This is a genomic window from Xanthomonas sp. NCPPB 2922, assembly GCF_041520885.1.
In the GTDB taxonomy this organism is placed as follows: domain Bacteria; phylum Pseudomonadota; class Gammaproteobacteria; order Xanthomonadales; family Xanthomonadaceae; genus Xanthomonas; species Xanthomonas campestris.
This window is the reverse complement of sequence record NZ_JBGOFY010000006.1, coordinates 78247-98142: the sequence shown is the minus strand read 5'-3', so window position 1 is coordinate 98142 and position 19896 is coordinate 78247. Positions and strand designations below refer to the sequence as shown.

The 19896-nt window shown below is 61.9% G+C and carries 31 protein-coding genes and 1 other RNA gene; all 32 read left to right on the top strand.

The genetic code is table 11. The annotated features are described in order from the left end of the window. Positions 1-8: 8 nt before the first annotated feature. Positions 9-1199, top strand: a complete 1191-nt coding sequence (gene tuf / locus ACD584_RS09515; RefSeq protein WP_040942179.1) for an elongation factor Tu — start codon at positions 9-11, stop codon at positions 1197-1199. A 455-nt stretch (positions 1200-1654) separates the two neighbouring features. Beyond that, the gene (gene rpsJ / locus ACD584_RS09510; RefSeq protein WP_011036122.1) at positions 1655-1966 is read left to right on the top strand and encodes a 30S ribosomal protein S10; all 312 of its coding nucleotides are present in this window, start codon (positions 1655-1657) and stop codon (positions 1964-1966) included. Positions 1967-1977: 11 nt separating this feature from the next. Continuing rightward, entirely contained in the window at positions 1978-2628 is a 651-nt protein-coding gene (gene rplC / locus ACD584_RS09505) for a 50S ribosomal protein L3 (protein ID WP_076036314.1), read from the top strand. A 12-nt stretch (positions 2629-2640) separates the two neighbouring features. Next, positions 2641-3246, top strand: coding sequence for a 50S ribosomal protein L4 (rplD, locus tag ACD584_RS09500; RefSeq protein ID WP_011036124.1), 606 nt, complete (start codon positions 2641-2643; stop codon positions 3244-3246). Next, positions 3243-3542 (top strand): 50S ribosomal protein L23, encoded by a 300-nt coding sequence (gene rplW / locus ACD584_RS09495; protein WP_002811694.1) that lies wholly within the window; start codon positions 3243-3245, stop codon positions 3540-3542. Before rplD ends, rplW begins: the two co-directional genes overlap by 4 nt. 10 nt (positions 3543-3552) lie before the next feature. Continuing rightward, positions 3553-4380 carry a 50S ribosomal protein L2 gene (rplB, locus tag ACD584_RS09490; RefSeq protein WP_076036313.1) on the top strand — a complete coding sequence of 276 codons (828 nt, stop codon included), beginning with the start codon at positions 3553-3555 and terminating at the stop codon, positions 4378-4380. A gap of 6 nt (positions 4381-4386) precedes the next feature. Continuing rightward, complete coding sequence (rpsS, locus tag ACD584_RS09485; protein ID WP_005993369.1) at positions 4387-4656, top strand: 30S ribosomal protein S19; 270 nt, start codon at positions 4387-4389, stop codon at positions 4654-4656. Positions 4657-4668: 12 nt separating this feature from the next. Further along, positions 4669-5004, top strand: a complete 336-nt coding sequence (gene rplV / locus ACD584_RS09480; RefSeq protein ID WP_003486710.1) for a 50S ribosomal protein L22 — start codon at positions 4669-4671, stop codon at positions 5002-5004. Between the two features lie 17 nt (positions 5005-5021). Further along, positions 5022-5756: a 30S ribosomal protein S3 gene (rpsC, locus tag ACD584_RS09475; protein WP_011036126.1), complete on the top strand. Its 735-nt coding sequence runs from the start codon at positions 5022-5024 to the stop codon at positions 5754-5756. 5 nt (positions 5757-5761) lie between these two features. Further along, positions 5762-6175 carry a 50S ribosomal protein L16 gene (gene rplP, locus ACD584_RS09470; protein ID WP_011036127.1) on the top strand — a complete coding sequence of 138 codons (414 nt, stop codon included), beginning with the start codon at positions 5762-5764 and terminating at the stop codon, positions 6173-6175. Beyond that, positions 6175-6360: a 50S ribosomal protein L29 gene (gene rpmC / locus ACD584_RS09465; RefSeq protein ID WP_011036128.1), complete on the top strand. Its 186-nt coding sequence runs from the start codon at positions 6175-6177 to the stop codon at positions 6358-6360. Before rplP ends, rpmC begins: the two co-directional genes overlap by 1 nt. 11 nt (positions 6361-6371) lie before the next feature. Then, a complete protein-coding gene (gene rpsQ / locus ACD584_RS09460; RefSeq protein WP_011036129.1) occupies positions 6372-6641 on the top strand; it encodes a 30S ribosomal protein S17 in 270 nt (89 codons plus the stop codon). Positions 6642-6655: 14 nt separating this feature from the next. Next, the gene (gene rplN, locus ACD584_RS09455) at positions 6656-7024 is read left to right on the top strand and encodes a 50S ribosomal protein L14 (RefSeq protein WP_003486699.1); all 369 of its coding nucleotides are present in this window, start codon (positions 6656-6658) and stop codon (positions 7022-7024) included. A gap of 15 nt (positions 7025-7039) precedes the next feature. Then, complete coding sequence (gene rplX, locus ACD584_RS09450; protein ID WP_008571669.1) at positions 7040-7357, top strand: 50S ribosomal protein L24; 318 nt, start codon at positions 7040-7042, stop codon at positions 7355-7357. A gap of 11 nt (positions 7358-7368) precedes the next feature. Continuing rightward, on the top strand, positions 7369-7911 hold the full coding sequence (gene rplE / locus ACD584_RS09445; RefSeq protein WP_010371090.1) for a 50S ribosomal protein L5: 543 nt from the start codon (positions 7369-7371) through the stop codon (positions 7909-7911). A gap of 18 nt (positions 7912-7929) precedes the next feature. Further along, positions 7930-8235 carry a 30S ribosomal protein S14 gene (gene rpsN, locus ACD584_RS09440; RefSeq protein WP_005917137.1) on the top strand — a complete coding sequence of 102 codons (306 nt, stop codon included), beginning with the start codon at positions 7930-7932 and terminating at the stop codon, positions 8233-8235. A 205-nt stretch (positions 8236-8440) separates the two neighbouring features. Beyond that, positions 8441-8839: a 30S ribosomal protein S8 gene (rpsH, locus tag ACD584_RS09435; RefSeq protein ID WP_010371096.1), complete on the top strand. Its 399-nt coding sequence runs from the start codon at positions 8441-8443 to the stop codon at positions 8837-8839. A gap of 15 nt (positions 8840-8854) precedes the next feature. After that, positions 8855-9382 (top strand): 50S ribosomal protein L6, encoded by a 528-nt coding sequence (gene rplF / locus ACD584_RS09430; RefSeq protein WP_011036130.1) that lies wholly within the window; start codon positions 8855-8857, stop codon positions 9380-9382. An 82-nt stretch (positions 9383-9464) separates the two neighbouring features. Then, complete coding sequence (gene rplR, locus ACD584_RS09425) at positions 9465-9824, top strand: 50S ribosomal protein L18 (protein WP_005993383.1); 360 nt, start codon at positions 9465-9467, stop codon at positions 9822-9824. Between the two features lie 159 nt (positions 9825-9983). After that, on the top strand, positions 9984-10526 hold the full coding sequence (gene rpsE / locus ACD584_RS09420) for a 30S ribosomal protein S5 (RefSeq protein ID WP_003486682.1): 543 nt from the start codon (positions 9984-9986) through the stop codon (positions 10524-10526). Next, the gene (rpmD, locus tag ACD584_RS09415) at positions 10519-10710 is read left to right on the top strand and encodes a 50S ribosomal protein L30 (RefSeq protein WP_006450646.1); all 192 of its coding nucleotides are present in this window, start codon (positions 10519-10521) and stop codon (positions 10708-10710) included. Before rpsE ends, rpmD begins: the two co-directional genes overlap by 8 nt. A 4-nt stretch (positions 10711-10714) precedes the next feature. Then, complete coding sequence (rplO, locus tag ACD584_RS09410; protein WP_012439114.1) at positions 10715-11158, top strand: 50S ribosomal protein L15; 444 nt, start codon at positions 10715-10717, stop codon at positions 11156-11158. A 7-nt stretch (positions 11159-11165) separates the two neighbouring features. Further along, positions 11166-12533 (top strand): preprotein translocase subunit SecY, encoded by a 1368-nt coding sequence (secY, locus tag ACD584_RS09405; RefSeq protein ID WP_014506822.1) that lies wholly within the window; start codon positions 11166-11168, stop codon positions 12531-12533. Positions 12534-12865: 332 nt separating this feature from the next. After that, the gene (gene rpsM, locus ACD584_RS09400; RefSeq protein ID WP_003486672.1) at positions 12866-13222 is read left to right on the top strand and encodes a 30S ribosomal protein S13; all 357 of its coding nucleotides are present in this window, start codon (positions 12866-12868) and stop codon (positions 13220-13222) included. Positions 13223-13232: 10 nt separating this feature from the next. After that, positions 13233-13625, top strand: a complete 393-nt coding sequence (gene rpsK, locus ACD584_RS09395) for a 30S ribosomal protein S11 (protein WP_003486671.1) — start codon at positions 13233-13235, stop codon at positions 13623-13625. A gap of 15 nt (positions 13626-13640) precedes the next feature. Then, positions 13641-14267, top strand: a complete 627-nt coding sequence (rpsD, locus tag ACD584_RS09390) for a 30S ribosomal protein S4 (RefSeq protein WP_002811641.1) — start codon at positions 13641-13643, stop codon at positions 14265-14267. Between the two features lie 53 nt (positions 14268-14320). Then, the gene (rpoA, locus tag ACD584_RS09385) at positions 14321-15319 is read left to right on the top strand and encodes a DNA-directed RNA polymerase subunit alpha (RefSeq protein WP_002811635.1); all 999 of its coding nucleotides are present in this window, start codon (positions 14321-14323) and stop codon (positions 15317-15319) included. Positions 15320-15495: 176 nt separating this feature from the next. Beyond that, a complete protein-coding gene (rplQ, locus tag ACD584_RS09380) occupies positions 15496-15879 on the top strand; it encodes a 50S ribosomal protein L17 (RefSeq protein WP_011036134.1) in 384 nt (127 codons plus the stop codon). A 604-nt stretch (positions 15880-16483) separates the two neighbouring features. Then, a complete protein-coding gene (locus ACD584_RS09375) occupies positions 16484-17002 on the top strand; it encodes a disulfide bond formation protein B (protein WP_042596267.1) in 519 nt (172 codons plus the stop codon). 44 nt (positions 17003-17046) lie between these two features. After that, positions 17047-18438: a class II 3-deoxy-7-phosphoheptulonate synthase gene (locus ACD584_RS09370; RefSeq protein ID WP_040942381.1), complete on the top strand. Its 1392-nt coding sequence runs from the start codon at positions 17047-17049 to the stop codon at positions 18436-18438. 51 nt (positions 18439-18489) lie between these two features. Continuing rightward, a non-coding RNA gene (locus ACD584_RS09365) (sX9 sRNA) lies at positions 18490-18563 on the top strand. Between the two features lie 91 nt (positions 18564-18654). Next, on the top strand, positions 18655-19782 hold the full coding sequence (locus ACD584_RS09360; protein ID WP_042596265.1) for a mechanosensitive ion channel family protein: 1128 nt from the start codon (positions 18655-18657) through the stop codon (positions 19780-19782). The last annotated feature ends 114 nt before the right edge of the window (positions 19783-19896 follow it).

The following is a 19896-nucleotide window of genomic DNA, read 5'->3' as shown; positions in this document are numbered from 1 at the left end:
AGTTAGTCATGGCAAAAGCTAAATTTCTTCGCGAAAAGCTGCACGTTAACGTCGGCACCATCGGTCACGTCGACCATGGCAAGACCACGTTGACCGCTGCGCTGACCAAGATCGGTGCCGAGCGTTTCGGTGGCGAGTTCAAGGCGTACGACGCGATCGACGCAGCGCCGGAAGAGAAGGCGCGTGGTATCACGATCTCGACCGCGCACGTTGAATATGAGTCCGCAGTGCGCCATTACGCGCACGTCGATTGCCCCGGCCACGCCGACTACGTCAAGAACATGATCACAGGTGCTGCGCAGATGGATGGCGCGATCCTGGTGTGTTCGGCCGCTGACGGCCCGATGCCGCAGACCCGTGAGCACATCCTGCTCTCGCGTCAGGTCGGTGTGCCGCACATCGTCGTGTTCCTGAACAAGGCCGACATGGTCGACGACGCCGAGCTGCTTGAGCTGGTCGAGATGGAAGTGCGTGAGCTCCTGAGCAAGTACGACTTCCCGGGCGACGACACCCCGATCATCCACGGTTCGGCCCGTCTGGCGCTGGAAGGCGATCAGAGCGACATCGGTGTGCCGGCGATCCTGAAGCTGGTCGAAGCCCTGGATACCTTTATTCCGGATCCGACCCGCGACGTCGACCGTCCGTTCCTGATGCCGGTCGAAGACGTGTTCTCGATCTCGGGTCGTGGCACCGTGGTGACCGGTCGTATCGAGCGCGGCATCATCAAGGTCGGCGATGAAATCGAAATCGTCGGTATCCGCGACACGCAGAAGACCACGGTCACCGGCGTTGAAATGTTCCGCAAGTTGCTGGACCAGGGCCAGGCAGGCGACAACGCCGGTCTGCTGCTGCGCGGCACCAAGCGTGACGACGTGGAGCGCGGCCAGGTGCTGTGCAAGCCGGGTTCGATCAAGCCGCACACCGAGTTCGAAGCCGAAGTCTACGTGCTGTCGAAGGACGAGGGCGGCCGTCACACCCCGTTCTTCAAGGGCTACCGTCCGCAGTTCTACTTCCGCACCACCGACATCACTGGCGCATGCCAGCTGCCGGAAGGCGTGGAAATGGTGATGCCGGGCGATAACGTGAAGATGGTCGTGACCCTGATCAACCCGGTCGCGATGGACGAAGGTCTGCGCTTCGCAATCCGTGAAGGTGGCCGCACCGTCGGCGCCGGCGTGGTCGCCAAGATCGTCAAGTAAGTGCCTGCAATCCGGTGACTTCGGTCGCCGGAAAGTAGAGAGAAGGGTCGGCGCAAGCCGGCCCTTTTTTATTGTGCAGTGAAGCGGGGGCGCGTTGCGGGGATTGATCCTGCAAGGCTTGCGCGGGCCAAATCACGTGGCTATAATGCGCGGCTCGGCGTTCCTGGGTAGGGCGCTGAGTTACAGCGAAAAGAACGGCAGGACGCCGCTCGTGTTCGCCAGACCGGGAAGGTCGCGTCGCATGGAGCACTCAGCAACTCACGTTGTTGACCGTGCTCTTGTTGCGCATTATACTTTTCCGTCTGGGCAGACCGGTTTACCGGCCTGCCCCAGTTTTTGGGCGGAGGAAGTGCCCTCGTCGGCAGGATGCACGGCGATTTCATCTACGCAGGAATATCGGGGCAGGTATCCCAGAGGCCTTGCCCGTCGCTCTTTTAACGAAGGAACCCACCGTCATGGCGGACCAAAAGATCCGGATTCGGCTGAAGGCGTTCGATCATCGTTTGATCGACCGTTCGGCCAGCGAGATCGTCGAAACGGCCAAGCGGACCGGCGCGCAAGTGCGTGGCCCGATCCCGTTGCCGACCAAGATCGAACGTTACACCATCCTCGTATCCCCGCATGCCGACAAGGATGCGCGTGACCAATACGAAACCCGCACGCACAAGCGTGTGCTCGATATCGTCGACCCGAACGACAAGACCGTGGACGCGCTGATGAAGCTCGAACTCGCGGCTGGCGTCGACGTCCAGATCAAGCTGACCTGAGGACTACGACCATGACGAAGAAATATTCGTTGGGCTTCGTGGGCCGCAAGGCTGGTATGAGCCGCGTCTTTACTGAAGACGGCCGCTCGGTACCGGTCACGCTGATCGAAGCAACTCCGAACCGCATCGCGCAGATCAAGACCGTCGAAGTTGACGGCTACAGCGCCGTGCAGATTACCGTTGGTGCCCGTCGCGCCGCGCTGGTTAACAAGCCGGCTGCTGGTCACTTCGTCAAGGCGAAGGTGGAAGCGGGTCGCGGCCTGTGGGAATTCCGCGTTGAAGATGCGCAGCTCGGCGATTTCGCCGTCGGCGGCGAAATCAAGGCGGACATCTTTGAGGTCGGCCAGAAGGTCGACGTCCAGGGCGTCACCAAGGGTAAGGGTTTCCAGGGCACCATCAAGCGCTACAACTTCCGTATGGGCGATGCAACTCACGGTAACTCGCTGTCGCATCGCGCGCCGGGTTCGTTGGGTCAGCGCCAGACCCCGGGTCGCGTTTTCCCGGGTAAGAAGATGTCGGGCCACATGGGCGCCGTGCAGCAAAGCACGCAGAACCTGGAAGTGGTCAAGGTCGACGTCGAACGTGGTCTGATTGCTATCCGCGGCGCCGTGCCTGGCGCAGCTGGTGGTGACGTGATCGTCCGTCCGGCGAGCAAGGCATAAGGAGAGATGACGATGGAACTCGTTATCACGGGTAGCAACAACAAGGTCTCGGTCTCCGATGCCGTGTTCGGTCGCGAATTCAGCGAAGATCTGGTTCACCAGGTTGTCGTCGCTTATCGCAATGCCGGCCGCGCCGGCACCAAGGCACAGAAGACGCGTTCGGAAGTTGCGGGCACGACCAAGAAGTCGAAGAAGCAGAAGGGCGGCGGTGCGCGTCATGGCGCGCTGACGGCTCCGATCTTCGTCGGCGGCGGCGTGACCTTTGCGGCCAAGCCGCGCAGCTTCGAGCAGAAGGTCAACCGCAAGATGTACCGTGCGGCCATCTGCGCGATCTTCTCCGAGCTGAACCGTCAGGGTCGTCTGATGATCGTCGACTCGTTCGACATCGAAGCAACCAAGACCAAGGGTCTGATCGAGAAGCTGAAGGGGATGGATGTGGGCAAGCGCCCGCTGATCGTCACCGAAGAAGCCTCCGAGCACCTGTATCTGTCCGCCCGCAATCTGCCCTATGTGCAGGTGCGTGATGTGCAGGGTCTGGATCCGGTCGCTCTGGTCGGGGCCGACACGGTCGTGATCACCGCTGACGCGGTCAAGAAGGTCGAGGAGTGGCTGGCATGAGCAGCAACGAAAAAATCTTCAGCGTGCTGCGTGCTCCGCGAGTCTCCGAAAAGACCGCGCGCCTGCAGGAAATCTCCAACCAGTATGTCTTCGAAGTTTCGAACGAAGCCACCAAAGCCGATGTAAAGGCCGCAGTTGAGCAGTTGTTCGACGTCAAGGTCAAAGCGGTCAACGTGGTCAATGTGAAGGGTAAAAGCAAGTCCTTCCGTAACCGTGCTGGCAGCCGTGGCAATTGGCGCAAGGCATACGTCCGCCTGGTTGATGGTCAGTCCATCGACGTAACGGCCAAGGCCTGAGGTCCAACCCATGCCATTGATGAAGTTCAAACCCACCTCTCCCGGCCGTCGTTCCGCCGTGCGCGTGGTTACTCCCGATCTGCACAAGGGCGCGCCGCATGCGGCACTGCTCGACTCGCAGAGCAAGTCCGGTGGTCGTAACCACCATGGCCGCATCACCGTGCGTCACGTCGGTGGTGGCCACAAGCAGCATTACCGCATCATCGACTTCAAGCGCAACAAGGAAGGCATTCCGGCGCGTGTGGAACGGATTGAATACGATCCGAACCGTACCGCTCATATCGCCCTGCTGTGCTACGTCGACGGCGAGCGCCGCTACATCATCGCCCCCAAGGGCCTGAAGGCGGGTGACCAGGTCATCGCCGGTGCCAACGCACCGATCAAGACCGGTAACACGCTGCCGCTGCGCAACATCCCGGTCGGTACGACGGTCCACGGTATCGAGCTGAAGCCGGGTAAGGGCGCTCAGATCGCACGTGCAGCCGGTGCAGCCATCCAGCTGGTCGCTCGCGAAGGCATCTATGCCACGCTGCGTCTGCGCTCGGGCGAAATGCGCAAGGTGCCGGTCGAGTGCCGCGCCACCATCGGCGAAGTCGGCAACGACGAGCACAACCTCGAGAAGCTGGGCAAGGCCGGCGCCAAGCGTTGGCGCGGTGTTCGCCCGACCGTTCGCGGTGCGGCCATGAACCCGGTCGATCACCCGCACGGTGGTGGTGAGGCCAAGGCTGGCCAGGGTAATCCGCATCCGGTCACCCCGTGGGGTGTTCCGACCAAGGGTTACAAGACGCGCAAGAACAAGCGCACCCAGCAATTCATCGTCCGCGATCGTAGGGGCTAATCGACCATGGCACGTTCACTTAAGAAGGGCCCGTTCGTCGATCACCACCTTGCAAAGAAGGTGGAGTCCGCTGCGGGTAGCAAGAAGCCGATCAAGACCTGGTCGCGCCGTTCGATGATCCTGCCGGAAATGGTAGGCATCACCATCGCCGTGCATAACGGTAAGAACCACATTCCGGTGCTCGTCAACGAGAATATGGTCGGCCACAAGCTCGGCGAATTTGCCGTCACCCGGACCTTCAAGGGTCACGGTGGCGACAAGAAGTCGAGCAGGTAAGGAGAGATGACGATGGAAGCGAAAGCAATCCTGCGCACCGCGCGCATCTCCCCGCAGAAGGCCCGCCTGGTCGCTGACCAGGTGCGTGGACTGTCCGCCGAGCGTGCGGTCAATCTGCTGAAGTTTTCGGACAAAAAGGCTGCACACCTGATCAAAAAGGTCGTGGAGTCGGCAATTGCCAATGCCGAAAACAATCAGGGCGCGGATGTCGACGAGCTGAAGGTCAAGACCATCATGGTTGATGAAGGTCCCTCCCTGAAGCGTTTCATGGCGCGGGCGAAAGGCCGCGGTACCCGCATCCTCAAGCGCACCAGCCACATCACTGTGGTTGTGGGCGCCGCCAAGTAAGCGGAAAGGAAAAGACCATGGGTCATAAAGTTCATCCGACTGGAATCCGCCTCGGCATCGCCAAGGACTGGAATTCCAAGTGGTACGCAAGCAAGGCCGACTTCGCCGCTTATCTGGCAGCCGACCTGAAAGTGCGTGAAATGCTGCGCAAGAAGCTCGCGCAGGCAGGCATCAGCAAGATCTTGATCGAGCGCCCTGCCAAAACCGCCCGCGTGACGATCCACACTGCCCGTCCGGGCGTGGTGATCGGCAAGCGTGGTGAGGACATCGAAAAGCTGCGCAAGGAAGTGAGCGAGATGATGGGTGTTCCTGCCCACATCAACGTCACCGAAGTGCGCAAGCCGGAGCTGGACGCGCAGCTGGTCGCCGAGTCGATCGCGCAGCAGCTGGAGCGTCGCATCATGTTCCGCCGTGCAATGAAGCGCTCGGTCGGTAACGCGATGCGCCTGGGTGCCCTGGGCATCAAGGTCAATGTGGCTGGCCGCCTCAACGGTGCAGAAATCGCCCGTTCGGAGTGGTACCGCGAAGGCCGCGTGCCGCTGCACACGCTACGTGCCGACATCGATTACGGTTTTGCCGAGGCGTCCACGACGTACGGCATCATCGGGATCAAGGTCTGGATCTATAAGGGCGAGGTCTTTGACTTCTCCCAGGTTGGCCAGGAGAAGCAGGACGACAGCCCGCGCAACGATCGTAACGATCGCGGCGACCGTGGTGACCGTCCTTCGCGCCCGGCTCGTGAAGCGAGGTAACGGCAATGTTGCAACCCAAGCGAACCAAATATCGCAAAATGCACAAGGGCCGCAATGACGGCCTGGCATGGAGCGGAAACGCCGTCAGCTTCGGCGAATACGGCCTCAAGGCCACTGCGCACGGTCAGCTGACCGCGCGTCAGATCGAGGCCGCCCGCCGTACGATCAGCCGCCACGTCAAAAAGGGCGGCAAGATGTGGATCCGTGTGTTCCCCGACAAGCCGATCACCAAGAAGCCGATCGAAGTCCGCATGGGCTCCGGTAAGGGCAACGTGGAGTACTGGGTCGCGCAGATTCAGCCGGGCCGCATGATCTATGAAATCGAGGGTATTCCCGAGGACATCGCACGTGAGGCGTTCCGCCTTGCCGCCGCGAAGCTTTCGGTGACCACCACTTTCGTGACCCGGACGGTGCGCTGATGGATATCAAACAACTCCGCGAGAAGTCGGCTGACGAACTGAAGGCCCACCTGACCGATCTGCGTAAGGAGCAATTCTCGCTCCGCATGCAGCAGGTCACCGGCCAGCTGCCGAAGACCCACGAAACCCGCCGGGTGCGCCGCGAGATTGCTCGCGTCAAGCACCTGCTCGGCAGCACCCAGTAAGGATGGCCGCGATGAGCGACAACAACGAAAAGCAAACGCTGCGCACGGTCGAAGGCCGTGTCGTCAGCAACAAGATGGACAAGACGGTCACCGTGTTGGTGGAGCGCCAGGTCAAGCACCCGTTGTACGGTAAGTACATCAAGCGCTCGTCCAAGCTGCACGCACACGACGCCGACAATGCCTGCAACGAAGGCGATGTCGTGCGCGTGACTGAAATTGCGCCAATGTCCAAGACCAAAAACTGGCGGGTGGTCGAAATCGTCACCCGTGCGGCCGTCTAAGGGAGATCTGAATCATGATCCAGATGCAGAGCTACCTCGATGTGGCCGACAATTCGGGTGCCAAGGAAGTGATGTGCATCAAGGTGCTGGGCGGCTCTAAGCGCCGCTACGCACACATCGGTGACATCATCAAGGTGACCGTCAAGGACGCCATCCCGCGTGGCAAGGTCAAGAAGGGCGAAGTCTACGACGCCGTCGTGGTGCGTACCCGCAAGGGTGTGCGCCGTCCCGACGGTTCGCTGATCCGCTTCGACGGCAATGCCGCTGTGCTGTTGAACAACAAGCAGGAGCCGATCGGGACCCGCATCTTCGGGCCGGTGACGCGCGAGCTGCGTTCCGAGAAGTTCATGAAGATCGTCTCGCTCGCTCCCGAAGTGCTGTGAGCGGAGGACATACACATGGCTAACCGTATCAAGAAGGGCGACCAGGTCGTCATCAACACCGGCAAGGACAAGGGTAAGCAGGGTGAAGTGGTGCGTGTGGAGGGCGATCGCGTGATCGTCTCCAACGCCAACGTCATCAAGCGCCATACCAAGCCGAACCCGCAGGCGGGTGTCGCCGGCGGCGTGGTCGAGCGTGAAGCGTCGATCCATATCTCCAACGTCAATATCGTCAACCCGGCAACGGGCAAGGGCGAGCGCGTTGGCTTCAAGGTGCTGGAGGATGGACGCAAATTGCGTGTGTTCCGCTCCAGCGGTGAGGCGCTCGACGCCTGAGGAATGAGATCATGAACACTCGTCTCGAAAAGTTTTACAAGGAAAACGTGGTGCCGGCCCTCATGAAGGAATTCGGCTACACCAATCCGATGGAAGTGCCGAAGCTGGTCAAGGTCACGCTCAACATGGGCGTGGGCGAAGCAGCAACCAACAAGAAGATCCTGGAAAATGCGGTCGCCGACATGTCCAAGATTTCCGGTCAAAAGCCGGTGGTCACCAAGTCGCGCGTTTCGGTCGCATCGTTCAAGATCCGCGACGGTTGGCCGATCGGCTGCAAGACCACGTTGCGTCGCGCCAAGATGTACGAGTTTCTGGACCGTCTGATCAACATCTCGTTGCCGCGCGTGCGCGACTTCCGTGGTGTGTCGGGCCGCTCCTTTGACGGCCGTGGCAATTTCAACATGGGTGTGAAGGAACAGATCATCTTCCCGGAAATCGACTTCGACGCCGTCGACGCGATTCGCGGTATGGATATCGCCATCACCACCACCGCCAAGACGGATGCGGAAGCGAAGGCGCTGCTGGCAGCGTTCAAGTTCCCGTTCCGTAACTGACCGTCGAGGACATCCGAAATGGCAAAGACCTCCATGATCCACCGCGACATCAAGCGGGCAAAGCTGGCAAAGAAGTTCGCCGGCAAGCGTGATGCGCTGAAGAAGATCCTCTCCAGTCAGGATGCGTCCTACGAAGAGAAGATCGATGCGTCGACCAAGTTGCAGAAGCTGCCGCGCGATTCGTCGCCGAGCCGCCACCGCAACCGTTGCGAGCTGTCCGGTCGTCCGCGCGGTGTCTACCGCAAGTTCGGTCTGGGTCGCAACATGCTGCGCAAGGCAACCATGAACGGTGACGTTCCGGGTCTGCGCAAGGCCAGCTGGTAATCACAATTCGGCCGCTCGCGGCCGGTTGGAACAGGTTTGTTCTGTTCAACAAGGGAGTCCGACGCAAGTCGGGCTCTTTTGTCGTATACTTCCGCTTCTGTCTTGCCCGTGAGGGTGAGGTGAAGCGTTCAAGGGTCCTGGCCCATCCCCAGGAAAACACAAGATTTTCGCGAAAGCGGATATCGGTGCACTCAAAGGTACTCATATGAGCATGACTGATCCCATCGCCGACCTGCTGGTTCGCATCAAGAATGCGGCCGCGGTTGGTAAGCAGACGGTGAAATTGCCGTCATCCAAGATCAAGGTTGCGATCGCCCAAGTCCTGAAGGACGAGGGTTACATCACCGACCTGCGCGTCACAGCGACCGAGAACAACAAGTCGGAGCTGGAAATCGTGCTGAAGTATTTCGAAGGCCGTCCGGTCATCGAGACCCTGAAGCGTTTCTCGCGCTCGGGTCTGCGCCAGTACCGTGGCAAGACCGAACTGCCCAAGGTCCTGGGTGGCCTGGGTATCGCCATCATCTCCACGTCGAAGGGCATCATGACCGATGCGCAGGCTCGCGAAGCCGGCGTTGGTGGTGAAGTCCTGTGCTTCGTGGCCTAAGGGAAGGAATCGAACATGTCCCGTGTAGCCAAGAAGCCTGTGTCCCTTCCGAAGGGTGTTGAGCTCAACGTCCAGCCCGAGCTGATCAGCGTCAAGGGCCCGAAGGGCACCCTGACCCTGCAGAAGCCGGTCGGCGTTGAAATCGCCATCGACGGCGACGTTGCAACCCTGTCGGCCAATGATCCGTCGCAGATCGCCATCACCGGCACCGTGCGCGCGATCCTCGCCAACATGATCAAGGGCGTTTCCGAAGGTTTCGAGCGCAAGCTCGAGCTGGTGGGCGTCGGTTATCGTGCCGCCATGCAGGGCAAGGATCTGAGCCTGGCGCTCGGCTTCTCGCACCCGCTGGTGTTCGTGGCGCCGGAAGGCATCACGCTGTCGACCCCGACCCAGACCGAAATCCTGGTCCAGGGCGCAGACAAGCAGCGCGTCGGCGAAGTCGCCGCCAAGATCCGCGGTTTCCGTCCGCCGGAGCCCTATAAGGGCAAGGGTGTGAAGTACGCCGGTGAAGTCATCATTCGCAAGGAAGCCAAGAAGGCTTAATGCAGGTCGTTCTGCGGGTCCGGCCATGCGTGGTCGGGTTCGTACCGAAGCCTGTTTCCTTCAGCTTTCATAGGATTAAACCATGAGCATCAACAAGAACATTGCCCGTCTGCGTCGCGCCAAGTCCACCCGTGCGCACATCCGCGAACTGGGCGTCGCCCGTCTGTCGGTGCTGCGCACCGGTCAGCACCTGTATGCGCAGGTCTTCACTGCCGACGGTTCCAAGGTGATCGCAGCCGCGAACACTCTGCAGGCCGACGTCAAGGACGGCCTGAAGAATGGCAAGAACAGCGACGCCGCCGTCAAGGTTGGCAAGCTGATCGCCGAGCGCGCCAAGGCTGCGGGCATCGAGAAGGTCGCATTCGACCGCTCGGGCTACCGCTACCACGGCCGCATCAAGGCGCTTGCCGATGCAGCCCGCGAAGGCGGCCTGCAGTTCTAAAGCACTGCTGTGGAGGCGGCCTCGCGTCGTCTCCACGTCCACCGCCGGCAGGGTCTGCCGGGCCGTCCCATTCTTCTGCAATGGCGCCGGGAACACCGCTGTATTCCACAACCATAAGCGGCCTCGAGCCGTACATACTTAATCACTCAAGGAATCAAGATGGCAGAAGAACGTGCACCGCGGGGTCGTGATCGCGACCGTAACCGCGAAGAGAAAGTCGACGACGGCATGATCGAGAAGCTGGTCGCGGTCAACCGCGTCAGCAAGACCGTCAAGGGCGGTCGCCAGTTCACCTTCACCGCGCTGACCGTGGTCGGCGATGGTCTGGGCAAGGTCGGTTTTGGTTACGGCAAGGCGCGCGAAGTGCCGGTCGCTATCCAGAAGTCGATGGAGCAGGCGCGCAAGAACCTGGCTACGGTTGATCTGAACAACGGCACCTTGTGGCATGCCGTCAAGTCCGGTCACGGCGCAGCCCGCGTCTACATGCAGCCGGCGTCGGAAGGTACGGGCGTCATCGCAGGCGGCGCCATGCGCGCTGTGCTGGAGGCGGTCGGCGTCAAGAACGTGCTGGCCAAGGCGGTTGGTTCGCGTAATCCGATCAACCTGGTCCGTGCAACCCTGAAGGGTCTGTCGGAAGTGCAGTCGCCGGCGCGTGTTGCGGCCAAGCGCGGCAAGAAGGTGGAGGAGCTCAACCATGGCTAAGGACACTGGCAAGACTGTGAAGGTGCGCCTGGTGCGTGGCCTGCGTGGTACCCAGTCGCGTCACCGCCTGTCGGTGCATGCGTTGGGCCTGAATAAGATCAACGATGTGCGTGAACTCAAGGACAGCCCGCAGGTGCGTGGCCTGATCAATACGGTTCACTACCTCGTCAAGGTTGAGGACTAATCCCATGACTATGCATCTCAATGACCTCAAGCCCGCTGACGGCGCCCGTACCGAGCGCACGCGCGTCGGCCGCGGCATCGGCTCCGGCCTGGGCAAGACCTGCGGCCGCGGCCACAAGGGTTCGTTCGCACGTAAGGGAGGCGGCAAGATCAAGGCTGGCTTCGAAGGCGGCCAGACCCCGATGCAGCGTCGTCTGCCGAAGATCGGTTTCCGCTCCAAGATGGCGCGTGACAGCGCTGAAGTGTTGTCCTATCAGCTGGATAAGCTGGAAGCCGGTGAGATCGACTTTGCAGCGTTGCGTGCGGCCAATCTGGTACCGAGCCGCGCCAAGAAGGCGAAGATCGTGCTGAAGGGCGAGCTGAGCAAGAAGTTCGTGCTGAAGGGCGTTGCGGCAACCGCAGGTGCCAAGGCAGCAATCGAAGCTGCTGGCGGCAGCGTAGAGGAGTAATCGGCAGATGGCGCAGGCTGGCATTGGTAACCTCGGTGGCGGGCTTGGCAAGTTCACGGAACTTCGCCAGCGGCTGTTGTTCGTCCTCGGGGCATTGATCGTCTATCGCATCGGCTGCTATGTGCCGGTGCCTGGCGTCAATCCCGATGCCATGCTTTCGTTGATGCAGGCGCAGGGTGGCGGCATCGTGGACATGTTCAACATGTTCTCGGGCGGCGCCCTGCACCGTTTCAGCATTTTTGCGCTGAACGTGATGCCGTACATTTCGGCATCGATCGTGATCCAGTTGGCCACGCACATCTTTCCCGCCCTGAAGGCGATGCAGAAGGAAGGCGAATCCGGCCGACGCAAGATCACCCAATATTCGCGCATCGGTGCGGTGCTTCTGGCAGTGGTGCAGGGCGGCAGTATCGCGCTCGCGCTGCAGAACCAGACCGCTCCGGGTGGCGCTCCGGTGGTGTACGCCCCGGGCATGGGCTTTGTGCTCACCGCAGTGATTGCGCTGACCGCTGGCACCATCTTCCTGATGTGGGTTGGCGAGCAGGTCACCGAGCGCGGCATCGGTAACGGTGTGTCGCTGATCATCTTTGCCGGCATCGTAGCCGGTCTGCCGTCGGCGGCGATCCAGACCGTCGAAGCGTTCCGCGAAGGCAACCTGAGCTTCATTTCGCTGCTGCTGATCGTCATTACGATCTTGGCATTTACGCTGTTCGTGGTGTTCGTCGAGCGCGGGCAGCGGCGCATTACGGTGAACTATGCGCGTCGCCAGGGTGGTCGTAACGCGTACATGAATCAGACCTCGTTCCTGCCGCTCAAGCTCAACATGGCCGGCGTGATTCCGCCGATCTTCGCATCCAGCATCCTGGCGTTCCCCGCCACGCTGTCGATGTGGTCTGGCCAGGCTGCCTCCGGCAGTGGCGTGGGTTCGTGGCTGCAGCGCATCGCCAACGCCCTGGGCCCTGGTGAGCCGGTGCACATGCTGGTGTTTGCAGCGCTGATTATTGGTTTCGCATTCTTCTATACCGCGCTGGTCTTCAACTCGCAGGAAACCGCCGACAACCTCAAGAAGTCGGGTGCGTTGATTCCGGGTATCCGGCCGGGCAAGGCCACCGCCGACTATGTCGACGGCGTGCTGACCCGCCTGACTGCCGCCGGTTCGCTGTACCTGGTGATCGTCTGCCTGCTGCCGGAAATCATGCGCACGCAGCTCGGCACCTCGTTCCACTTCGGTGGCACCTCGCTGTTGATTGCGGTGGTGGTGGTGATGGACTTCATTGCGCAGATCCAGGCGCATCTGATGTCGCACCAGTATGAGAGCCTGCTGAAGAAGGCCAACCTCAAGGGCGGCTCGCGCGGCGGTCTGGCGCGCGGTTAAGTGGTACACTAGTTCTTCATTACGTGAAGACGGCCTGGTTCCCGGGCCACGATCTTCCGATCAGAAGGGCGGCTCGCGCGACGTCTCGCGCGCGGGTGTGACGGGGTGGTCCTGTGCGGGAGTAGCACAGGCGATTCGGAGCAGTTTTCTGGATCAACACCGTCCGGCGCCGGAGCGAGGGCACACTCCCCACGCCGGGTCCATGGAACTTTTGGTTCCACGGGCTTCAAAGCAATCCGAGGCCTTGCTACAATTCCGAGTTCACTTTTGATCCATCCTGCCGGATGGCGCCTGGGCGCTGTCGGGCCATCACTCAGTTGGAGAATCGCGTCATGGCGCGTATTGCAGGCGTCAACCTGCCAGCCCAGAAGCACGTCTGGGTCGGGTTGCAAAGCATCTACGGCATCGGCCGTACCCGTTCTAAGAAGCTCTGCGAATCCGCAGGCGTCACCTCGACCACGAAGATTCGTGATCTGTCCGAACCCGAAATCGAGCGCCTGCGCGCCGAAGTCGGCAAGTATGTCGTCGAAGGCGACCTGCGCCGCGAAATCGGTATCGCGATCAAGCGACTGATGGATCTGGGCTGCTATCGCGGTCTGCGTCATCGCCGTGGTCTCCCGCTGCGTGGTCAGCGTACCCGTACCAACGCCCGCACCCGTAAGGGTCCGCGCAAGGCGATCAGGAAGTAAGGGATAGATCATGGCAAAGCCAGCAGAAAAGAAAACGAAGAAGAAGATCAAGCGCGTCATCACTGACGGCGTCGCTCACGTCCACGCTTCGTTCAACAACACCATCGTCACCATCACCGATCGCCAGGGTAATGCGCTGTCGTGGGCTACGTCCGGCGGCGCCGGTTTTCGTGGTTCGCGCAAGTCGACCCCGTTCGCTGCTCAGGTTGCCGCCGAAAAGGCTGGCCGCGCTGCGCTCGACTACGGCGTGAAGTCGCTGGAAGTGCGTATCAAGGGTCCGGGTCCGGGCCGTGAGTCGGCCGTGCGTTCGTTGAACAACGTGGGCTACAAGATCACCAACATCATCGACGTGACGCCAATCCCGCACAACGGGTGCCGTCCGCCGAAGAAGCGTCGCGTCTAAAGGGAGCGATAAGAAATGGCTCGTTATATCGGTCCTACCTGTAAGCTCGCGCGCCGTGAAGGCGCCGACCTTTCCCTCAAGAGCCCGGCGCGTGCGCTGGACTCCAAGTGCAAGCTTGAGCAGAAGCCCGGCCAGCACGGCGCGGCTCGCAAGGGCAAGCTCTCCGACTACGCTACCCAGCTGCGTGAAAAGCAGAAGGTCAAGCGCATCTACGGTTTGCTGGAGCGTCAGTTCCGCAACTACTACAAGAAGGCCTCGACCAAGAAGGGCAACACCGGCGAGAACCTGCTGCAGTTGCTGGAAACCCGTCTGGACAACGTCTGCTACCGCATGGGCTTTGCCGTCACCCGTCCGGCCGCGCGCCAGCTGGTGTCGCACCGTGGCGTGCTGGTCAATGGCAAGTCGGTGAACCTGGCTTCGTACCAGATCAAGGCTGGCGATGCGATCACGCTGTCGGAAAAGGCACAGAAGCAGCTCCGCGTGCAGGAAGCCCTGACCGTGGCTGAGCAGCACGACATGACACCGTCGTGGGTCGAAGTCGATTCGAAGAAGTTCAGCGGCGTGTTCAAGGCCGTTCCGGATCGCGCCGACCTGCCTTCGGATATCAACGAAGCGCTGATTGTCGAGTTGTATTCGAAGTAATTCACATTGGAGAGCCTCCGGCACTGCCGGAGGTTCGCAGGAGACCCCGCAACATGACGGTTACCGCCAACCAGGTTCTGCGCCCACGCGGTCCGCAGATCGAACGTCTTACCGACAACCGCGCAAAGGTCGTAATCGAACCGTTGGAGCGCGGTTACGGGCACACGCTGGGCAATGCCCTGCGTCGTGTGCTGTTGTCGTCGATCCCCGGTTTTGCGATCACCGAGGTCGAAATCGACGGCGTGCTGCATGAGTACACCACGGTCGAAGGGCTGCAGGAAGACGTGCTTGACGTCCTGCTCAACCTGAAGGATGTGGCAATCCGGATGCACAGTGGTGACAGCGCCACGCTGTCGTTGTCCAAGCAGGGTCCGGGTACGGTCACTGCGGCCGACATCAGGACCGATCACAACGTTGAGATCATCAACGGCGACCACGTGATCTGCCACCTGACCAAGGACACGGCGCTGAACATGCGCCTGAAGATCGAGCGTGGTTTCGGCTATCAGCCGGCTGCCGCGCGTCGTCGTCCGGACGAAGAGACCCGCACCATCGGTCGTCTGATGCTGGATGCGTCGTTCTCGCCCGTGCGTCGCGTTGCCTATGCCGTGGAAGCTGCACGCGTCGAACAGCGCACCGACCTCGACAAGCTGGTCATCGATATCGAAACCAACGGCACGATCGATGCCGAGGAAGCAGTGCGCACCGCCGCCGACATCCTCAGCGATCAGCTGTCGGTGTTCGGCGATTTCACCCACCGCGATCGCGGTGCGGCCAAGCCGGCTGCCAGCGGCGTGGATCCGGTGCTGCTGCGCCCGATCGACGACCTCGAGCTGACCGTGCGTTCGGCCAACTGCCTGAAGGCTGAGAGCATCTATTACATCGGCGATCTGATTCAGAAGACCGAAGTCGAGCTGCTCAAGACCCCGAATCTGGGCAAGAAGTCGCTGACCGAAATCAAGGAAGTGCTGGCACAGCGCGGCCTTGCACTGGGTATGAAGCTGGAGAACTGGCCGCCGGCCGGTGTCGCTCAGCACGGCATGCTTGGTTAATGCAACACCGCATGGGCGTCTTCGGGCGCCCATGCTTTTTTTACATCGACGGGCCAAAGCCCGCGGTGACACCCGGTCAAGGACAACCGGCTCGGACCAACCGCAGTCCATTCAACAGCGCCAGGATGGCGACAACGTTTCTCAGTAGTCTCAATATTCCATAGGAAATCACACTCATGCGTCACCAGAAATCCGGTCGTAAGTTCAACCGCACCAGCGCGCACCGCGAAGCCATGTTCCGCAACATGGCAGCCTCGCTGTTCAAGCACGAGCTGATCAAGACCACCTTGCCGAAGGCCAAGGAACTGCGTCGTGTTGCCGAGCCGCTGATCACCATCGGCAAGGTCGATGGCGTTGCAAACCGTCGTCTGGCGTTCGCCCGCCTGCGCGACAAGGAAGCCGTGGGCAAGCTGTTCGTCGAGCTGGGCCCGCGTTACGCGACCCGTCCCGGCGGCTACCTGCGCATCCTGAAGGCTGGCTTCCGTGCCGGTGACAATGCGCCGATGGCGTATGTGGAGCTGGTCGACCGTCCGGTCGTCGCCGAGGAAGTGTCCGAGTAATCGGATCGTCTCGTCGCAAAGATTTTTGAAGGAGCCCGGCTGATGCCGGGCTTTTTCGTTGTGGACCAGCGGTGAGGTGTGTGCTGGCTTGCAGGCGCTGGGATGACAGTGTCGGCCGGTGCGCGGAAGGGGCGGCATCTGGATATCCGTAACGTCCACCGTGGACTGCGGCCATTGAAGAGCGCGCTGATGCCATCGCAGTAGCGATGCGGTCCTAGCCTGTTCACGCGCACCCAGCGCTGCTGCCCACACCACCGGCGCACGCCATCTGCTTGCCCCGGGTGCGGATGCGAAAGGACGTAAGCGGCGAGGGCCGATAACCTCATTCACGTTCGCTGTAGAGCTGTGTTCTGGTAGTGCCCCAGCACCTGTATCAACGGGCTGACGCCCCCCGTCAGTAGCGATACTGCCGCGCGTCGCCACCAGCGGTTCCTGCGCCAGGCTGCTCTGGTCGAAAGCGGCGCGCGGTCGCAGGCAATCAAGCGAAGCAGGTGTCAGTTACGCGTAGCATCGGCACGGATTGCCGCAGCGGCCCCGAGCATGCGTGGTCAGCGGGCCGGGGATGGCAGATAATCCGCATCTTGGTCCTTGGCAAGCGGTAACGATGAATCCATTCCGTTGGGGTTTTCGGGCGCAATTCGTGCTGGGCTTTCTGGCCTGTGCCGGCTTGCTGGCCTATGCGATCTACGTGCAGCTGCATCTGGGCCTGGAGCCTTGCCCGCTGTGCATTTTCCAGCGCATCGCGTTCGCCGCACTGGCCCTGCTGTTCCTGCTGGGCGCCTTGCATGGCCCACGCGGGGCGGGTGGGCGCAAGGCGTATGGCGTGCTGGCCTTCATTGCTGCCGGCGTGGGCATGGGCATTGCGGCGCGGCATGTGTGGGTGCAGATCCGTCCCAAGGACATGATGTCTTCGTGTGGGCCGCCGCTGAGTTTTCTGAGCGAAACGATGGGCCCGTTCGAAGTGTTCCGCACGGTGCTGACCGGCACCGGTGACTGCGGCAATATCGATTGGCGTTTCCTGGGGCTGAGCATGCCGATGTGGAGCATGGTCTGGTTTGTCGGCCTGGCCCTGTGGGCGCTGTATGCGGGCTTCAAGCACCGCGGCCCGCGCAAGTTGTTCTGATGGGTCCGGCTGCGGCCGGCGTCTGCGATCTTCTGGAGTACACGATGTCCGCTTCTTCCCCCTCGACCGACCACCAGCCGGACGCCTGGTCGCCGCAAAGCTGGCGCCAGCGCACGGCGCTGCAGATGCCGACTTATCCGGACGCGGCGGCGCTTGAGCACACGCTCGATGAGCTGCGCCAATTGCCGCCGTTGGTGACGTCGTGGGAAATCTTCGCGCTCAAGCGCCAGCTGGCCGAAGCGCAGGAGGGCAAGCGCTTCCTGCTGCAGGGCGGCGACTGCGCGGAGAACTTCAGCGATTGCGAATCGGGCACCATCTCCAATCGCCTGAAGGTGCTGCTGCAAATGAGCCTGGTGCTGGTGCATGGCTTGCGCCTGCCGGTCGTGCGGGTGGGCCGGTTTGCAGGCCAGTACGCCAAGCCGCGTTCGGCCGATACCGAGACGCGCGATGGCGTAACGCTGCCGAGCTACCGCGGCGATGTAATCAATGCGCCAGCCTTCACCGAGGCCGCGCGCGTGCCCGATCCGCGGCGCATGATCACCGCGCATTCGCGCTCGGCGATGACGATGAATTTCGTGCGGGCGCTGATCGATGGCGGCTTCGCTGACCTGCATCATCCCGAATACTGGAATCTGCAGTGGGTGGGTTATTCGCCGCTGGCAGCCGACTACCAGAAGATGGTGTCCTCGATCGGCGATGCGGTGCGCTTCATGGAGACGTTGTCGGGAGCGGAGGTCTACAACCTCAATCGCATCGACTTCTACACCTCGCATGAGGCTTTGCTGCTGCCCTACGAAGAAGGTTTGACCCGGCAGGTGCCGCGCCAATGGGGCTGGTTCAACCTGAGTACGCATTACCCGTGGATCGGTATGCGCACCGCGGCGCTGGACGGCGCGCATGTGGAATATCTGCGCGGCGTGCGCAATCCGATTGCGATCAAGGTGGGGCCGTCGGTGCAGCCGGATCAGTTACTGCGTTTGATGGATGTGCTCAATCCCGAAGATGAGCCAGGCCGCCTGAGCTTCATTCACCGCATGGGCGCCGCACAGATTGCCGAGAAATTGCCGCCGCTGCTGGATGCGGTCAAGCGCGACGGCCGGCGCGTGCTGTGGGTGTGCGATGCGATGCATGGCAATACCGAGAGCACCGGCAACGGCTACAAGACGCGCCGGTTCGACAACATCCGTAGCGAGGTGGAACTGTCGTTCGACCTGCACGCCGCCGCAGGCACGCGCTTGGGCGGGGTGCATCTGGAATTGACCGGCGAAGATGTCACCGAGTGCACCGGTGGCGCGCGTGAGCTGACCGAACGCGACCTCGAACGTGCGTACCGGTCCAGCGTGGATCCGCGCCTGAATTACGAGCAGTCGCTGGAGATCGCCATGGCGATCGTACGCAAGCAGCAACAGGTGGCCGCGCAGCCGCTGGGCGGCTAAGAGCAGCGACTGCGCAGCCGCCAGCGGGCGCGGCCGGTGCTCGGAATCGGCATGTACTCCGTACACGCCGGTTCCTCCGCGCCGTCCGCAACCACCTGACGGCTGCTCGCTACATTTTGTTAGCCGCTCTAAATGCACGTGCGCATGACGTGATGCTCATGCCGCTTGCGGCATGCTCCTGCAGCCATCCCTCTTTCCCCCCACAGGAGGAACGGTTTGACTGCCGATTGGAACGTCATTCGCGAATACGCCATCCCGCTAGGTGCTGCACTGCTGGCGGGGCTGGTGGCCTGGTCATTGCTGCTGTGGCTGTTCCGCCGCATGCAGGGCCGTGACTATCGCCGCGCACGCATCATCCGCGTGATCACCTTGCCGGCGGCCTTCATCCTGCCGCTGCTGTTTCTCAGCGTTGCCACCGAAGCCACCCCGTTGTCGGAAAAGGCGCTGGCCGCTGTGCAGCACCTGCTGCACGTGGGCATCGTCGGCTGCGTGACCTGGCTGCTGGTGCGCGCGGTGGCTGCCGGCGAGGCGGCGATCCTGCGCAGCAACCCGATCGAGGTGGCCGACAACCTCACCGCCCGACGCATCCAGACGCAGACGCGCGTGCTGAGCCGGGTGGTGATGGGGGCGGTGATCCTGCTCGGTATCTCGGTGGTGCTGCTGGGCTTTGAGCAGGTGCGCCAGATCGGCAAGACGTTATTGGCCTCGGCGGGCATCATTGGCCTGGTGGCCGGTATCGCGGCCAAGCCGGTGTTCGGCAACCTGATCGCCGGTTTGCAGATCGCGCTGACGCAGCCGATCCGCCTGGACGATGTGGTGATTGTGGAAGGCGAATGGGGGCGGATCGAGGAGATCGGCAGCTCTTATGTGGTGGTGCGCATCTGGGATGAGCGGCGCATGGTGGTGCCGCTGACCTGGTTCATCGAGAACCCGTTCCAGAACTGGACGCGTGCCAGCGCCGATCTGCTGGGTACCGCGTTCCTGTGGCTGGATTACCGCACGCCGATTGCCGCGGTGCGCGCAGAGCTGGAGCGTATCTGCCACAGCGAGCCGCTGTGGGACGGGCGTGTCTGCGTCACCCAGATCACCGATACCAGCGACAACACCATCCAGGTGCGTCTGCTGGTGAGTGCGCGTAATTCCGGCGACGCGTTCGACCTGCGCTGCCTGGTGCGCGAGCGCATGATCGATTTCCTGACCCGCGAGCACGCCTACGCGTTGCCCAGGATCCGTGCCGAAATTACCGGCGAAGAAAAGCCCGCGTCCCGTGCGCCGCAGCCGATCGCGCCGGAAAGCGTGCGCTCGCCGGGAGCGGAAGACGGCGAGCCCGCAGCATCGATTTAGCGCTGGCTGCGAAGGCGCTTGGCCGCGGCGGTATGCGCTGGCGGCCAATCGGTTCGCGATGCTGCGCACCGACACGGGTGCCAGTGCGCAGCTGTCCGGGCGGGAAGTAGCGCG

Bases quoted from the DNA above. Each gene is read 5' to 3' on its own strand.
- rpsK (WP_003486671.1), top strand. From the start codon at position 13,233: ATGGCAAAGCCAGCAGAAAAGAAAACGAAGAAGAAGATCAAGCGCGTC.
- rplX (WP_008571669.1), top strand. From the start codon at position 7,040: ATGGCTAACCGTATCAAGAAGGGCGACCAGGTCGTCATCAACACCGGC.
- rpsC (WP_011036126.1), top strand. From the start codon at position 5,022: ATGGGTCATAAAGTTCATCCGACTGGAATCCGCCTCGGCATCGCCAAG.
- rpsN (WP_005917137.1), top strand. From the start codon at position 7,930: ATGGCAAAGACCTCCATGATCCACCGCGACATCAAGCGGGCAAAGCTG.
- rplP (WP_011036127.1), top strand. From the start codon at position 5,762: ATGTTGCAACCCAAGCGAACCAAATATCGCAAAATGCACAAGGGCCGC.
- rplB (WP_076036313.1), top strand. From the start codon at position 3,553: ATGCCATTGATGAAGTTCAAACCCACCTCTCCCGGCCGTCGTTCCGCC.
- rpsJ (WP_011036122.1), top strand. From the start codon at position 1,655: ATGGCGGACCAAAAGATCCGGATTCGGCTGAAGGCGTTCGATCATCGT.
- tuf (WP_040942179.1), top strand. From the start codon at position 9: ATGGCAAAAGCTAAATTTCTTCGCGAAAAGCTGCACGTTAACGTCGGC.
- rpsQ (WP_011036129.1), top strand. From the start codon at position 6,372: ATGAGCGACAACAACGAAAAGCAAACGCTGCGCACGGTCGAAGGCCGT.
- ACD584_RS09370 (WP_040942381.1), top strand. From the start codon at position 17,047: ATGTCCGCTTCTTCCCCCTCGACCGACCACCAGCCGGACGCCTGGTCG.
- rplC (WP_076036314.1), top strand. From the start codon at position 1,978: ATGACGAAGAAATATTCGTTGGGCTTCGTGGGCCGCAAGGCTGGTATG.
- rpsE (WP_003486682.1), top strand. From the start codon at position 9,984: ATGGCAGAAGAACGTGCACCGCGGGGTCGTGATCGCGACCGTAACCGC.
- secY (WP_014506822.1), top strand. From the start codon at position 11,166: ATGGCGCAGGCTGGCATTGGTAACCTCGGTGGCGGGCTTGGCAAGTTC.
- rpsM (WP_003486672.1), top strand. From the start codon at position 12,866: ATGGCGCGTATTGCAGGCGTCAACCTGCCAGCCCAGAAGCACGTCTGG.
- rplF (WP_011036130.1), top strand. From the start codon at position 8,855: ATGTCCCGTGTAGCCAAGAAGCCTGTGTCCCTTCCGAAGGGTGTTGAG.
- rpmD (WP_006450646.1), top strand. From the start codon at position 10,519: ATGGCTAAGGACACTGGCAAGACTGTGAAGGTGCGCCTGGTGCGTGGC.
- rpsD (WP_002811641.1), top strand. From the start codon at position 13,641: ATGGCTCGTTATATCGGTCCTACCTGTAAGCTCGCGCGCCGTGAAGGC.
- rplD (WP_011036124.1), top strand. From the start codon at position 2,641: ATGGAACTCGTTATCACGGGTAGCAACAACAAGGTCTCGGTCTCCGAT.
- rpsS (WP_005993369.1), top strand. From the start codon at position 4,387: ATGGCACGTTCACTTAAGAAGGGCCCGTTCGTCGATCACCACCTTGCA.
- rplR (WP_005993383.1), top strand. From the start codon at position 9,465: ATGAGCATCAACAAGAACATTGCCCGTCTGCGTCGCGCCAAGTCCACC.
- rplQ (WP_011036134.1), top strand. From the start codon at position 15,496: ATGCGTCACCAGAAATCCGGTCGTAAGTTCAACCGCACCAGCGCGCAC.
- rpsH (WP_010371096.1), top strand. From the start codon at position 8,441: ATGAGCATGACTGATCCCATCGCCGACCTGCTGGTTCGCATCAAGAAT.
- rplW (WP_002811694.1), top strand. From the start codon at position 3,243: ATGAGCAGCAACGAAAAAATCTTCAGCGTGCTGCGTGCTCCGCGAGTC.
- rpoA (WP_002811635.1), top strand. From the start codon at position 14,321: ATGACGGTTACCGCCAACCAGGTTCTGCGCCCACGCGGTCCGCAGATC.
- rplE (WP_010371090.1), top strand. From the start codon at position 7,369: ATGAACACTCGTCTCGAAAAGTTTTACAAGGAAAACGTGGTGCCGGCC.
- rpmC (WP_011036128.1), top strand. From the start codon at position 6,175: ATGGATATCAAACAACTCCGCGAGAAGTCGGCTGACGAACTGAAGGCC.
- rplO (WP_012439114.1), top strand. From the start codon at position 10,715: ATGACTATGCATCTCAATGACCTCAAGCCCGCTGACGGCGCCCGTACC.
- rplV (WP_003486710.1), top strand. From the start codon at position 4,669: ATGGAAGCGAAAGCAATCCTGCGCACCGCGCGCATCTCCCCGCAGAAG.
- rplN (WP_003486699.1), top strand. From the start codon at position 6,656: ATGATCCAGATGCAGAGCTACCTCGATGTGGCCGACAATTCGGGTGCC.
- ACD584_RS09375 (WP_042596267.1), top strand. From the start codon at position 16,484: ATGAATCCATTCCGTTGGGGTTTTCGGGCGCAATTCGTGCTGGGCTTT.